The sequence below is a fragment of the Marinobacter sp. BSs20148 genome, from assembly GCF_000283275.1.
GTDB classification, from domain to species: Bacteria; Pseudomonadota; Gammaproteobacteria; order Pseudomonadales; family Oleiphilaceae; genus Marinobacter; species Marinobacter psychrophilus.
The window spans coordinates 1,498,637-1,513,128 of record NC_018268.1 but is presented as its reverse complement, the minus strand read 5'-3'; the positions used below and the strand labels follow the sequence as shown (position 1 = coordinate 1,513,128).

The 14,492-nt window shown below is 52.8% G+C and carries 6 protein-coding genes, 2 tRNA genes and 3 rRNA genes; 6 read left to right on the top strand and 5 right to left on the bottom strand.

The genetic code is table 11. The features are described 5' to 3' along the window. Positions 1 to 35 precede the first annotated feature (35 nt). The 6 genes from MRBBS_RS06785 (at position 36) to MRBBS_RS06760 (ending at position 8,592) form a co-directional block, all read left to right on the top strand. Positions 36 to 299, top strand: a complete 264-nt coding sequence (locus MRBBS_RS06785) for a DUF4212 domain-containing protein (RefSeq protein ID WP_014870706.1) — start codon at positions 36 to 38, stop codon at positions 297 to 299. 5 nt (positions 300 to 304) lie between these two features. Next, on the top strand, positions 305 to 2,071 hold the full coding sequence (locus tag MRBBS_RS06780) for a sodium:solute symporter family protein (protein ID WP_014870705.1): 1,767 nt from the start codon (positions 305 to 307) through the stop codon (positions 2,069 to 2,071). 96 nt (positions 2,072 to 2,167) lie between these two features. Further along, entirely contained in the window at positions 2,168 to 2,671 is a 504-nt protein-coding gene (locus MRBBS_RS06775; protein ID WP_014870704.1) for a hypothetical protein, read from the top strand. A gap of 73 nt (positions 2,672 to 2,744) precedes the next feature. Further along, positions 2,745 to 6,251 carry a PAS domain-containing hybrid sensor histidine kinase/response regulator gene (locus MRBBS_RS06770; protein ID WP_014870703.1) on the top strand — a complete coding sequence of 1,169 codons (3,507 nt, stop codon included), beginning with the start codon at positions 2,745 to 2,747 and terminating at the stop codon, positions 6,249 to 6,251. Positions 6,252 to 6,259: 8 nt separating this feature from the next. Continuing rightward, positions 6,260 to 7,921, top strand: a complete 1,662-nt coding sequence (locus MRBBS_RS06765; RefSeq protein ID WP_014870702.1) for a response regulator — start codon at positions 6,260 to 6,262, stop codon at positions 7,919 to 7,921. A gap of 50 nt (positions 7,922 to 7,971) precedes the next feature. Next, positions 7,972 to 8,592 carry a sensor histidine kinase gene (locus MRBBS_RS06760; RefSeq protein ID WP_227497597.1) on the top strand — a complete coding sequence of 207 codons (621 nt, stop codon included), beginning with the start codon at positions 7,972 to 7,974 and terminating at the stop codon, positions 8,590 to 8,592. A gap of 95 nt (positions 8,593 to 8,687) precedes the next feature. On the opposite strand, the gene rrf is transcribed toward MRBBS_RS06760, so the two are convergent. The 5 genes from rrf to MRBBS_RS06735 all read right to left on the bottom strand — a co-directional run bounded on the left by rrf (position 8,688) and on the right by MRBBS_RS06735 (position 13,988). Continuing rightward, positions 8,688 to 8,801: ribosomal RNA gene (gene rrf, locus MRBBS_RS06755) — 5S ribosomal RNA — on the bottom strand. A 99-nt stretch (positions 8,802 to 8,900) separates the two neighbouring features. Next, positions 8,901 to 11,793: ribosomal RNA gene (locus MRBBS_RS06750) — 23S ribosomal RNA — on the bottom strand. A gap of 375 nt (positions 11,794 to 12,168) precedes the next feature. Next, positions 12,169 to 12,244 (bottom strand) — tRNA-Ala (locus tag MRBBS_RS06745). Between the two features lie 16 nt (positions 12,245 to 12,260). Then, a tRNA-Ile gene (locus tag MRBBS_RS06740) sits at positions 12,261 to 12,337 on the bottom strand. 110 nt (positions 12,338 to 12,447) lie between these two features. Then, a 16S ribosomal RNA gene (locus MRBBS_RS06735) occupies positions 12,448 to 13,988 on the bottom strand. The 16S, 23S and 5S rRNA genes sit together here with 2 tRNA genes alongside, the layout of an rRNA operon. Positions 13,989 to 14,492 lie beyond the last annotated feature (504 nt).

The following is a 14,492-nucleotide window of genomic DNA, read 5'->3' as shown; positions in this document are numbered from 1 at the left end:
TACCGCCAGCTCCACAATAATAACAGGAGTACTCTATGTCAGGTCATAGCGAAAACGCTGAGCAGTACTGGAAGGCGAACCTCCGCCTGATTTACGGAAGCCTTATTATATGGGCTTTGGTTTCATACGGTTTTGGCATTCTGCTTCGCCCCATGCTATCTGGCATCGCGGTTGGCGGAACCGATCTTGGCTTCTGGTTTGCCCAACAAGGATCCATTCTCACCTTTATTGTTTTGATCTTTTTCTATGCCTGGCGCATGAACAAGATTGACGAAAAATTCGGCGTAGGCGAGGAATAATAACAATGAGCCAATTTGCGATTAACATTATCTTCGTAGGGGGTTCCTTCCTCCTCTACATCGTCATTGCTATCTGGGCGAGAGCCGGTAGCACAAGTGACTTCTACGTTGCCGGTGGCGGCATTCACCCGATCACCAATGGTATGGCGATCGGTGCAGACTGGATGTCGGCGGCGTCTTTCATATCCATGGCGGGCCTGATTGCCGCGGGTGGTTACGCCAACTCCACCTTCCTGATGGGCTGGACCGGCGGCTATGTGCTGCTTGCCATGCTGCTCGCTCCTTACCTGAGGAAGTTTGGCAAGTTCACCGTGCCCGAGTTCATCGGTGATCGCTTCTACAGCAATAAAGCGCGCTTGGTCGCCGTTATCTGCCTGATCGTGGCCTCTCTGACCTATGTTATCGGCCAGATGGCCGGTGCTGGCGTGGCCTTTTCCCGCTTCCTCGAAGTCGATGCTACAACCGGTCTGATGATCGCAGCGGTGGTTATTTTCAGCTACTCTGTTTTGGGCGGCATGAAGGGCATCACCTACACTCAGGTGGCTCAGTACTGCGTTCTGATTATGGCCTACACCATCCCCGCGGTATTTATCTCGCTGGAACTGACCGGTAACCCTATACCGGCGCTGGGCCTGTTCTCCACCCACATTGACTCGGGGCTGCCGATTCTCACCAAGCTGAATCAGGTCATCACCGACCTTGGCTTCAACGAGTACACAGCGGACGTGGACAACAAGCTGAACATGGTTCTGTTTACCCTGACACTGATGATCGGTACAGCCGGTCTGCCACACGTTATCATCCGCTTCTTTACAGTTCCGAAGGTTGCCGATGCGCGCTGGTCTGCTGGCTGGGCACTGGTGTTCATTGCCCTGCTCTACCTGACTGCACCGGCCGTAGCCTCCATGGCCCGACTGAACCTGATGACCACCATCTACCCTGATGGAACAGCGGCTGCTCCTATCGAGTACGATAACCGTCCGCAATGGGTCAAAGCATGGGAAGTGACCGGTCTGATTACTTATGAAGACAAGAACCAAGACGGCCGGATTCAGCTTTATAACGACACTCCGGCGTTTGAAGAAACCGCTCAGTCTCGTGGCTGGAATGGCAACGAATTGGAGGTGAACCGGGACATTCTAGTACTGGCCAACCCGGAGATTGCCAACCTGCCTGGCTGGGTTATCGGATTGATTGCAGCAGGTGGTCTGGCAGCGGCACTGTCAACGGCGGCGGGACTGTTGCTGGCGATTTCCTCAGCAGTCAGTCACGACCTGATAAAGGGCTCAATCAACCCCGGCATTACGGAGAAAGGAGAGTTGCTGGCCGCGAGGATATCCATGGCGGTTGCCATAGTGGTGGCCACCTACCTGGGAGCCAACCCTCCCGGGTTCGCCGCTCAGGTCGTGGCACTGGCCTTCGGTATCGCTGCTGCGTCACTCTTTCCGGCTCTGATGATGGGGATCTTCTCCAAGCGAGTGAACAACAAAGGCGCGATTGCCGGTATGCTGGCCGGTCTGGCCTTCACCCTGACGTACATCTTTGTGTACAAGGGATGGTTGTTCATCCCGGGCACCAACAACCTAGCCGATATCCCGGCAAACTGGGTATTCGGGATCTCCCCACTGTCGATCGGTGCGATTGGTGCCGTCGTCAACTTTGCGGTAGCCTTCGGTTTGTCCTACGCAACTGAAGAGCCACCCATCGAGATCCAGGAACTGGTAGAAAGTGTTCGTTACCCACGCGGTGCGGGCGAAGCTCAAGGCCACTAACACAAGCTTTTGCTAAATCAGTGGTAACATTGGGCAATTGAAACCAAACGGGCTTCCTTGAAAAAGGAGCCCGTTTCTTTTTTTAAGGAAAACCATATGTTCTGGACACTTGTTGCGACCGTTGTCTGCGGCCTGGGTGCTGCAGGGATCGCATTAGCGCTTCGCTCACTAACCCGCCAACGCCTGCCAAAGTGGATTATTCCGGCCTTTGCCGGTGCTGGCATGATGGCCTATCTGATTCAGGGCGAGTACACCTGGTACGACTTTAAAAAGGCGCAGCTGCCTTCGGAAGCGGTCGTGGTCAATACTGAAAGCCAAGCCGTGCTCTGGCGTCCATGGAGCTTTGCCTTTCCGTATGTCACTGCGTTCTCGACGGTGGATATCAACAGCGTGCAGCGCAACGCTAATGACGACAATATTGTTCTTTTCACCCTGTACCGCTTCGAGCAAAAACTGACTGATTCCGTTTCTCACCGAGTACATCTACTCAATTGCAACGATCGTGAGCTGTTGCCACTGGCCTCAGATGGCCGCCCCAGCCTTGATAACATGAAGATACTGACACCGGGCGACCGCTTACTGATTACCGTATGCCGCTGATGAATAGAGGACGCGTCACGCTGGCGCCTATGTCGGCCTGCAAGCGCCCCATTGCCTTGGAATAGCGAACGTTATGATAAGCGCCTGGCTGCTGGTTCTGATTTCCATCACCTACATTTCACTGCTATTTTTTGTGGCTTGGGCAGGCGATCGCCACCCGGGGCTATACCGGCATCGCCTGGCTAGAACTCACATCTACGCGCTGTCTCTGGCCGTGTATTTTTCCTCCTGGACCTTTTATGGAGCCGTTGGTCGCGCCACCCAGGAAGGTCTTGGATTTTTGCCCATCTATCTTGGGCCGTTACTGGTATTCGTGTTCGCCGCACCGCTGTTGCGCCGCATCATTCATATCAGCAAGCGCAACAGCAGCACCTCCATAGCCGACTTTATCGCTTCCCGCTACGGAAAATCCCAGTTGTTAGCAGCGATGATAGCCGTCTTTGCGCTAATCGGCAGCGTGCCTTACATCGCCTTGCAGTTAAAAGCCATCGCCATGGGCTTTGCGGTGCTGTCCAGCCCCCAGGGCAGCGTTCAGGAACTCAGTAACGCCGCCTGGAGCGATTCAGCCTGGTACATCACGTTGGCTCTGGCTCTGTTTACCATTTTATTTGGCACCCGCCATCTGGAATCAACAGAACATCACCGCGGCATGATTCAAGCCGTTGCGTTTGAATCTGTGATCAAACTGGTGGCATTTTCAGCGGTTGGGTTGTTTGTGCTGTTTGGTTTTTTCAATGGTTTTGGCGATCTCACACAGCGGGTGGCCGCGGCCGATCTCATCGGAGTGCTGACAACCCAAAACCTGAATCTGACCGCGTTTATTACCCAAACCCTGGTCGCCGGGGTAGCCATTGTATGCCTGCCGCGGCAGTTCCACGTTATGGTGGTTGAAAACAGCGATCCTCGCGATTTCGAGACTGCGCGCTGGGCTATGCCTATTTATCTGATCATCGCTAGCGCTTTTGTACTGCCGATTGCAGCTGCCAGCTTGCTAGTGCCGGATGGCGCCAACTACAACCCTGACATTATGACGCTTCAGTTGCCCATTCTGGCCGGCAATACCTGGCTTGCAGTACTGGCGTTTCTGGGGGGCGGCTCCGCAGCGGCGGCGATGGTGATTGTGTGCTCAGTTGCGGTCGCCACCATGGTCAGCAACGAAATCATCATGCCAGCTTTGTTGAAATTCTTTCGCCCCAGAATGAATCGCAAGGCGGACCTGAGCTACCTGCTACTTAGCATCCGTCGCATCGCAATTTGCGCTGTTTTACTAACAGCGTATGGCTTTTATCGGATGGCAGGCGAAGACACCAGTTTAACGGCCTTCGGGTTACTGTCGTTCGCTGCTGCGGCGCAACTTGGACCTGCGTTGGTAGGCGGAATCGTCTGGCGCGGTGGTAACCACAACGGAGCGGTATGGGGTCTGTTTATAGGCTTTATACTATGGCTCTACACGCTGCTTCTGCCTGCACTGGCATCTACCGGCTGGATCAACGACACACTTGTTCAGCAAGGTCTCTGGGGCATGAGCTGGACCCGACCCACGGCGTTGTTTGGTACCGATTTGGACCAAATTAGCCACGGTATAATCTGGAGTCTGGGGGCCAATACGGCGATTTATATTGTGCTGTCTTTACTGACCCGCCAACGAGTACGTGAAAAAATACAGATTGCCACTTATTTTCAAGACGCACTCGGCCGCGGCGAAACCCCGCACCAGCAAACCTGGCAGGGTGAAATTCTGACCTCCGACCTGCAGGCTCTGGCTGATCGCTTCATGGGCGACGAGCGCGCAGAAACGGTGTTTCGCAATTACGAGCGCCGCAATGCCATCCGCCTTTACCCACAGCGGCCGGCAACAACACATTTGATGAAGTATATAGAGCGCCAGTTGGCATCGATTATCGGCGGTTCAACCGCGCGTGTGGTTTTGGAATCGACCCTGACCGGTCGCGACATGCAGATTGAAGACGTCGTCAGCATTGTGGATGAGGCCTCACAGGCGATGACGTTTAGCCGGGAGCTACTGCATTCGGCCATTGAAAACCTCAGCCTTGGCGTGTCGGTGGTGAATCATCAGCAGGAGCTGGTGGTGTGGAATCACCTATACATTGAACTGTTCAATTACCCCAAGAGTTTTGTACGCTTGGGACGACCGGCGGCTGACCTGCTTCGCTACACCCTGACTAACGCAAACCTGTCGGCCCGCAAAATTGATGAAATCGTTGTCGAACGCATTGACAGCATGACCCAAGGCCAGCGTGTTTCCTATGAGCTCCAGCGGCCCGATGGCACGTTTATCCGTATTGAAGGCGCGCCGATTCCCGGCGGCGGCTATGTCACGACATTTCAGGATATAACACCCATGCGCCGCACTGAACAGGCGCTGAAAGAAACCAATATCTATCTGGAACAACGGGTCAAAGAGCGAACCCAGGAACTGCAGGTGATCAACGAGCAGATGCTCACGGCCAAGTCTGTGGCCGAGCAAGCCAATCACGGTAAAACACGATTTCTCGCGTCAGCTAGTCACGACCTGCTTCAACCTTTAAATGCCGCACGCCTGTTTACCTCTGCCCTACAAGGTAAATCCCAAAGTGTCGAGTGCCAGCAATTGGTCGAACACATCGACAGCTCACTGGGTGCGGCCGAAGAAATTATCAGTACTTTGCTGGATATCTCCAAACTGGATGCCGGTGCTCTGGAGCCGGACATCAGCGTGTTTCCGGTCAGCGATATCATCCGCCGGCTGGCAAACGATTTTTCTGCCATCGCCAAAGATCAAGATCTTGAACTGGATGTGGTACCCAGTTCCGCCTGGATCCGCTCAGATGCAAAGCTTTTGCGCCGGGTGATCCAGAATTTTCTGTCCAATGCTATACGCTATACACCCGAGGGCCGCATCCTGCTGGGCTGTCGTCGCCTAGATGGTTACCTGCGCATTGAAGTCTGGGACACAGGGCCAGGCATTCCGGACGATCAGCTGACCCAGATTTTTGAAGAGTTCCGCCGTTTCCAGCATGGGCGTGACAAAAAAGGTCTGGGCCTTGGCCTTGCCATCGTCGACCGCATCAGCGGTATGCTCAATCATCCGGTGACGGTTCAGTCGCGGCAGAGTCGTGGCAGTGTATTCAGTATTACGGTGCCCAGAATGGCCGCCGAGGAGCTAACACCCCTGCCGGTACAGGCACACGGTCCGGCTCGGCGAGTATCCAGTCTGAAGGGCCGCCATCTGCTATGTATTGATAACGATGCCGCTATTCTTCAGGGGATGGTCGCGCTGTTGAGTAACTGGCAATGCCAGATAACAGCTGCGGAAAGCCTGGACGACGCCATGACAAAACTGGGCACGGGCATTCCCGACATTCTGCTTGCCGACTATCAGCTAGACGACGACAAAAACGGTCTAGACGCCATGGACACGCTGCGCGTAGCTCTGGACAAACGCCTTCCCGGCATCCTGATTACCGGCTATATGGCACAAGAGGTAAGAGATGACGCTACCGACCGCGGCTATCATGTGCTTTATAAACCCGTAAAACCGGCTGCTCTGCGCGCTATGGTGAATACACTTTTAAAATAGGTCCGCAAATGGGAACCACTCTTCGTCCCGCTGCCTTCGGTAAACTGAACTATCTGGTCGTGGATGACGTCGATAGCTTCCGTCTGTCGATGCGCACCATGCTCAGCAGTTGCGGTGCTGAAAAAATCGAACTGGCGTCTGACGCCAAGCAGGCCATCGATTACTGCTCTTATAACAAGGTTGATATATTGCTTTGCGATTACAACTTTGGTGATGGCCGTAATGGCCAGCAGATTCTGGAAGAATTGCGGTTTCGCAAGCTGCTGTCTCACACCGCCGTATTTATGATGATTACCGCGGAAACATCGCGCCACATGGTGTTAGCAGCAAGGGATTGCCAGCCAGATGCGTACCTCGCCAAGCCAATTAATCGCGCGGTCCTGCACACTCGGCTGAGCAGTCTTTTGCAACAGCGGGAAGCGTTGCTACCCATAAACCGCGAGCTTGACCGACATAATTATGAAAAAGCCGTGGCCTTGTGCCTGCAAGCGCAGAAAACACAGCCACGCTACAACACGTGGCTATTGAAAACCTTGGGTGACCTTTATTTCCGGCTCGGCGAACTGGATCAAGCCGAGTCAATATATAACGACACGCTAATCTCACGCGATATACCTTGGGCTCTTCTAGGCCGGTGCCGTGTATTGTTAGCTAAGGGTAAAGGTGAGGATTCGGTGCTTGACCTTCAACGCTTGGTAAATAGCAACCCAGATTGCATGGAGGCCTATGATCTTCTTGCCGAGGGCCTTGCTACCATGGGCAACCCGGTACAATCTCAGCAAATACTGGAAGCTGCCGTCCAGCATTCACCCAATGCTCTGCTGCGGCAGAAAAAACTGGCTCTGCAGGCGGAGATGAACGCAGACATGGAATCAGCGGTAAAAGCCTGGCGACGAACAGTGAGTCTGAGCCAACATTCTATTCATGAAAGCCCCGACCACTACCTTGCCTTGTCCAGCGCACTCGCTGATCTTAGCGAATCCGCCGATAGCAATTTGGACAAGAGTTCTAGCCCGCAAGTTACTGCCGCACAGATCAAGGAAGCCAATACAACGCTGGCAGCCATGGAAAAACGCTTTACCAACGACGCGAACCTGTCTGTTCGCAGCCGCATTCTGCAATGCCGGCTGCTTGCGGCCGAAGGATGTCTGGCAGATTCTCAAGCACTCTTAGACAAGGTACGGCAAGAACTGACGCCGGTGCCGCCCACTATTTCGGCAGACACCGAAATAGAATACGCAAAAGCCCTGTTTTTACTCAACAGCAAAGAAGAAGCCAAAAATCGCCTGGCGCAGTTGGCACACCGGTATCGTTCAGACGCCGATATTCAGCGTAAAGTGGAAAGCCTTCTGGATGAGCCCGTGGGATTCCGTCAAAAACTACAGGCTCGTAGTTTGAATCACGAAGCAATAGACGATTTTCAAAACAATCGAATTGACGAAGCTATTGGAGGTTTTTCAGCTGCTCTGAAAATTGTACCTGACCAAATTGCCCTGAACCTGAATCTGATACAGGTCATTCTGAAACGTCATAAATCTCTAGAGCAGGAGCCCGAGATGGCCGTTCTATGCCGGTCGGCACTGGAGCGTCTGTCGAGTTTGCAGGAGAACCACAGTCAATTCGAGCGCTATAGCGCCCTAAAGGAACGCGTGGAGGCGCTATTACCATGACAAGGCCAAGCGCAGATTTTTCGCTAATTCTTGCCGCATCGATCCATGATATGAAAAATTCACTCGGGGTATTGTTGTCGTCATTAGAAGACCTGCGCGATGAACAGCAAGCCAGTGGTTCATTTAGCGTAAACCTCAATATCTTACAATACCAAGCCGAGCGTATTCACAACGACCTGGTGCGCCTTCTTGGGTCTTATCGCCTGCAGCAAAACATGCTGAGCGCGCACACCGAAGAACATTTTGTACGTGACCTGTTGGACGATACCATTGCTCGCTATGTCTCAATAATCGATGGCCAAGATATTAGCTGCCAAAACAATGCCCAAGACATCAGTGGATATTTTGATCATCAATTAATCGCTAGTGTACTGGACAACAGTGTAAGTAACGCAGTTCGCTACGCTAAACATGAGATGTGCCTGAATGCAGTCTATTGCGAGGACTATCTGGTGATTAGCGTACACGACGATGGCCCGGGCTTTACAGAATCTATGCTGCGCCAGGAAATGGACCACAGCATCGACTTTGGTGGGGGTAATACACACTTGGGGCTCTACTTCGCCAATGCCATAGCCGCTCTTCACAACGCAGGTGGCCGCAAAGGTTTTATCAAGCTGTTGAATGGCGGGCAGTTTGGTGGCGGTGTATTCGAAATCTGGTTGCCATAACCAAACAATCGAGAACGGATTAGACCTTCGCCCGCTGTATTTCAGGCAAAAAAAAGCCCCGACGGCATGAGCTATCGGGGCAATTAGCAATAAGAGTCTGACGATGACCTACTCTCACATGGGCGAACCACACTACCATCGGCGCAGGCCTGTTTCACTTCTGAGTTCGAGATGGGATCAGGTGGTACCAGGCCGCTATGGTCGTCAGACAAAACGGTTGATCACTGGGGGATGAGATAGAACGTTGGCTTTAAGGGCCGTGATAATGATTTTTTCGCTGCGATATCCGCAATTGTCTTGGGTGTTATATAGTCAAGCCGCACGAGCAATTAGTATTGGTTAGCTCAACGCCTCGCAGCGCTTACACACCCAACCTATCAACGTCCTGGTCTTGAACGGCTCTTCAGGGGCCTCTAGGGCCCAGGGAGATCTCATCTTGGAAGGGGCTTCCCGCTTAGATGCTTTCAGCGGTTATCCTATCCGAACATAGCTACCGGGCAATGCCACTGGCGTGACAACCCGAACACCAGAGGTTCGTCCACTCCGGTCCTCTCGTACTAGGAGCAGCTTTCCTCAAATCTCCAACGTCCACGGCAGATAGGGACCGAACTGTCTCACGACGTTCTAAACCCAGCTCGCGTACCACTTTAAATGGCGAACAGCCATACCCTTGGGACCGGCTTCAGCCCCAGGATGTGATGAGCCGACATCGAGGTGCCAAACACCGCCGTCGATGTGAACTCTTGGGCGGTATCAGCCTGTTATCCCCGGAGTACCTTTTATCCGTTGAGCGATGGCCCTTCCATACAGAACCACCGGATCACTATGACCTACTTTCGTACCTGCTCGACGTGTCTGTCTCGCAGTCAAGCGGGCTTGTGCCATTACACTAACCGTACGATGTCCGACCGTACTTAGCCCACCTTTGTGCTCCTCCGTTACGCTTTAGGAGGAGACCGCCCCAGTCAAACTACCCACCACACAGTGTCCTCATCCCCGATAAGGGGACAGAGTTAGAACCTCAAACATGCCAGGCTGGTATTTCAAGGTTGGCTCCACGCAAACTAGCGTTCACGCTTCAATGCCTCCCAGCTATCCTACACAAACATGTTCAAAGTTCACTGTGAAGCTATAGTAAAGGTTCACGGGGTCTTTCCGTCTAGCCGCGGATACACCGCATCTTCACGGCGATTTCAATTTCACTGAGTCTCGGGTAGAGACAGCGCCCCCATCGTTACGCCATTCGTGCAGGTCGGAACTTACCCGACAAGGAATTTCGCTACCTTAGGACCGTTATAGTTACGGCCGCCGTTTACCGGGGCTTCGATCAAGAGCTTCGCACGAATGCTAACCCCATCAATTAACCTTCCGGCACCGGGCAGGCGTCACACCGTATACGTCCACTTTCGTGTTTGCACAGTGCTGTGTTTTTAATAAACAGTCGCAGGGGCCTGGTATCTTCGACTGGCTTCTGCTCAACCCGCAAGGGGTGTCACATACCACCAGCGTGCCTTCTCCCGAAGTTACGGCACCATTTTGCCTAGTTCCTTTACCCGAGTTCTCTCAAGCGCCTTGGTATTCTCTACCTGACCACCTGTGTCGGTTTGGGGTACGGTCTCAAATCACCTGAAGCTTAGAAGATTTTCCTGGAAGCATGGCATCAATAACTTCCCGCCACATGGGCAGTCGTCATCACGTCTCAGAATTGAGGACCCGGATTTGCCTAAGTCCCCTCCCTACACGCTTAAACCGGGACGACCGTCGCCCGGCTTACCTAGCCTTCTCCGTCTCTCCATCGCAGTGATTCAAGGTACGGGAATATTAACCCGTCTCCCATCGATTACACCTTTCGGTCTCACCTTAGGGGCCGACTCACCCTGCGCCGATTAGCGTTGCGCAGGAACCCTTGGTCTTCCGGCGTGCGAGTTTTTCACTCGCATTGTCGTTACTCATGTCAGCATTCGCACTTCTGATACCTCCAGCAAGCTTCTCAACTCACCTTCGCAGGCTTACAGAACGCTCCCCTACCCCGCATACAAAGTATGCAGCCGCAGCTTCGGTATCCAGTTTGAGCCCCGTTACATCTTCCGCGCAGGCCGACTCGACTAGTGAGCTATTACGCTTTCTTTAAAGGATGGCTGCTTCTAAGCCAACCTCCTAGCTGTCTGAGCCTTCCCACATCGTTTCCCACTTAACTGGAATTTTGGGACCTTAGCTGGCGGTCTGGGTTGTTTCCCTCTTCACGACGGACGTTAGCACCCGCCGTGTGTCTCCCGGATAGTACTCACAGGTATTCGGAGTTTGCATCGGGTTGGTAAGTCGGGATGACCCCCTAGCCGAAACAGTGCTCTACCCCCTGTGGTATTCGTCCGAGGCGCTACCTAAATAGCTTTCGGGGAGAACCAGCTATCTCCGGGCTTGATTAGCCTTTCACTCCGATCCACAAGTCATCCCCTGGCTTTTCAACGACAGTGGGTTCGGTCCTCCAGTTGATGTTACTCAACCTTCAACCTGCTCATGGATAGATCGCCCGGTTTCGGGTCTATGCCCAGCGACTAAATCGCCCTATTCAGACTCGGTTTCCCTACGGCTCCCCTAAACGGTTAACCTCGCCACTGAACATAAGTCGCTGACCCATTATACAAAAGGTACGCCGTCACAGAACAAGTCTGCTCCGACTGCTTGTACGCATACGGTTTCAGGATCTATTTCACTCCCCTCACAGGGGTTCTTTTCGCCTTTCCCTCACGGTACTGGTTCACTATCGGTCAGTCAGGAGTATTTAGCCTTGGAGGATGGTCCCCCCATATTCAGACAAGGTTTCTCGTGCCCCGTCCTACTCGATTTCACTAGACTCAGGTTTCGGATACAGGGCTATCACCCACTATGGCGGCACTTTCCAGAGCCTTCTCCTACCAGTTGTCTAGCTTAAGGGCTAGTCCCCGTTCGCTCGCCGCTACTTAGGGAATCTCGGTTGATTTCTTTTCCTCGGGGTACTTAGATGTTTCAGTTCTCCCGGTTCGCCTCTTACACCTATGTATTCAGTGTAAGATACCCAGCCTAAACTGGGTGGGTTTCCCCATTCAGAAATGTCCGGATCACAGCTCGTTTGCCAGCTCCCCGAACCTTATCGCAGGCTTCCACGTCTTTCATCGCCTCTGACTGCCTAGGCATCCACCGTATGCGCTTAGTTGCTTGACTATATAACCCCAAGACAACTGATCACCAATGACACAAGCCCACCGCCGCTCAACCGAAGTCGAACAGGAGTGTTCCAGGGAACATTAGAGACCGTCACTCGAAGTTATAAACAACCACTTCAACGACAACACCGGATAACGCTTGAAAAAATCGTTATCACTTGAACACTTTCCTCAAAGACCGTAGAGAAAAGTATTCGTGTTCTATCTCATCCAATTTGTTAAAGAGCAAATCTGACCCAGTGATCAGAAAGAAGAACTTCAGACTTAGCGGACGCTAAACTGAAATACTTTTTTCTGTACACTGACCGAAGTCAGGACATTCAGGGTTCTCAGGGTTCTCAGGGTTTTCAGGTTATTCAGACCATTTGTATAATGGTGGAGCTAAGCAGGATCGAACTGCTGACCTCCTGCGTGCAAGGCAGGCGCTCTCCCAGCTGAGCTATAGCCCCAAAAGCTATGCAAGTCTGGTGGGTCTGGGTGGAGTTGAACCACCGACCTCACCCTTATCAGGGGTGCGCTCTAACCAACTGAGCTACAGACCCGGTTTCGCTTGTTTTTCAACAAGACCGCTGGGCCTGAAAGACCCTTTGCTCTCTTTAATTAATCAACCAAGTAATTCGTGTGGACTCTGACCGAAGCGTTCGGCATCGTTTAAGGAGGTGATCCAGCCCCAGGTTCCCCTAGGGCTACCTTGTTACGACTTCACCCCAGTCATGAACCACACCGTGGTAATCGTCCTCCCGAAGGTTAGACTAACTACTTCTGGTGCAATCCACTCCCATGGTGTGACGGGCGGTGTGTACAAGGCCCGGGAACGTATTCACCGTGACATTCTGATTCACGATTACTAGCGATTCCGACTTCACGGAGTCGAGTTGCAGACTCCGATCCGGACTACGACGCGTTTTGTGAGATTGGCTCCCCCTCGCGGGTTTGCAGCCCTCTGTGCGCGCCATTGTAGCACGTGTGTAGCCCTGGCCGTAAGGGCCATGATGACCTGACGTCATCCCCACCTTCCTCCGGTTTGTCACCGGCAGTCTCCCTAGAGTTCTCAGCATTACCTGCTAGCAACTAGGGATAGGGGTTGCGCTCGTTACGGGACTTAACCCAACATCTCACGACACGAGCTGACGACGGCCATGCAGCACCTGTGTCAGAGTTCCCGAAGGCACCGATCCATCTCTGGAAAGTTCTCTGCATGTCAAGGCCAGGTAAGGTTCTTCGCGTTGCGTCGAATTAAACCACATGCTCCACCGCTTGTGCGGGCCCCCGTCAATTCATTTGAGTTTTAACCTTGCGGCCGTACTCCCCAGGCGGTCAACTTAGTGCGTTAGCTGCGCCACTAAGGATTCAAGATCCCCAACGGCTAGTTGACATCGTTTACGGCGTGGACTACCAGGGTATCTAATCCTGTTTGCTCCCCACGCTTTCGCACCTCAGTGTCAGTGTTGGTCCAGGTAGCCGCCTTCGCCACTGGTGTTCCTTCCTATATCTACGCATTTCACCGCTACACAGGAAATTCCACTACCCTCTACCACACTCTAGCCATGCAGTTCGAAGTGCCGTTCCCAGGTTGAGCCCGGGGCTTTCACATCTCGCTTACATAACCACCTACGCGCGCTTTACGCCCAGTAATTCCGATTAACGCTTGCACCCTCCGTATTACCGCGGCTGCTGGCACGGAGTTAGCCGGTGCTTCTTCTGCGAGTGACGTCAATCCTCAAGAGTATTAATCTTAAGGCCTTCCTCCTCGCTGAAAGTGCTTTACAACCCGAAAGCCTTCTTCACACACGCGGCATGGCTGGATCAGGCTTGCGCCCATTGTCCAATATTCCCCACTGCTGCCTCCCGTAGGAGTTCGGGCCGTGTCTCAGTCCCGATGTGGCTGATCATCCTCTCAGACCAGCTACGGATCGTCGCCTTGGTAGGCCATTACCCCACCAACAAGCTAATCCGACTTAGGCTCATCTAATAGCGCAAGGTCCGAAGATCCCCTGCTTTCCCCCGTAGGGCGTATGCGGTATTAATCCGAGTTTCCCCGGGCTATCCCCCACTACTAGGCAGATTCCTAAGCATTACTCACCCGTCCGCCGCTCGACGCCTGGTAGCAAGCTACCATCGTTTCCGCCCGACTTGCATGTGTTAAGCCTGCCGCCAGCGTTCAATCTGAGCCATGATCAAACTCTTCAGTTTAAATCATACAAGATCCGAAGATCTTAAATCTGCTCAAGTACAAAAACTCAATTCTTGACGAGTCGTTGACTTGGTATTTCTTACCGAAATACTCCAGTCAGCGCCCACACGAATTACTTGGTTAATTTTTTAAAGAGCGTTTGAGCCGTGGCTCAATCAGGAGGCAAATTATACATCGTTTCGCTGTCCTGTCAACCGTTTATTTCGAGCCGCTCCGGAAGATCTTCCTTCCAAAACCGCCGAATCAACCGGCTGGTAATGCTTGATTCGAGAGGCGCATTCTACAGCGTATCCGAACCGTGTCAACCGTTTTCGCGTTCAAAGTTTAAATCAGATTTCCTAAACTTTTCAACGTCTTACCAAACAGTTCTCGCTTAATTCCTGCCCCTCTGTAACCGGCTGTCCCTCAAGCGAGATGCGCATTCTACAGACTTCTCGGTACACGTCAACAGCCAATCTGAACTTTATCAAAAAACTTCAAACTGGCCTTGAACCACCTGCCAG

What these genes read in the sequence shown, in the direction of transcription:
- MRBBS_RS06780 (WP_014870705.1), top strand. Translation starts at nt 305, where the DNA reads ATGAGCCAATTTGCGATTAACATTATCTTCGTAGGGGGTTCCTTCCTC.
- MRBBS_RS06765 (WP_014870702.1), top strand. Translation starts at nt 6,260, where the DNA reads ATGGGAACCACTCTTCGTCCCGCTGCCTTCGGTAAACTGAACTATCTG.
- MRBBS_RS06785 (WP_014870706.1), top strand. Translation starts at nt 36, where the DNA reads ATGTCAGGTCATAGCGAAAACGCTGAGCAGTACTGGAAGGCGAACCTC.
- MRBBS_RS06760 (WP_227497597.1), top strand. Translation starts at nt 7,972, where the DNA reads ATGAAAAATTCACTCGGGGTATTGTTGTCGTCATTAGAAGACCTGCGC.
- MRBBS_RS06775 (WP_014870704.1), top strand. Translation starts at nt 2,168, where the DNA reads ATGTTCTGGACACTTGTTGCGACCGTTGTCTGCGGCCTGGGTGCTGCA.
- MRBBS_RS06770 (WP_014870703.1), top strand. Translation starts at nt 2,745, where the DNA reads ATGATAAGCGCCTGGCTGCTGGTTCTGATTTCCATCACCTACATTTCA.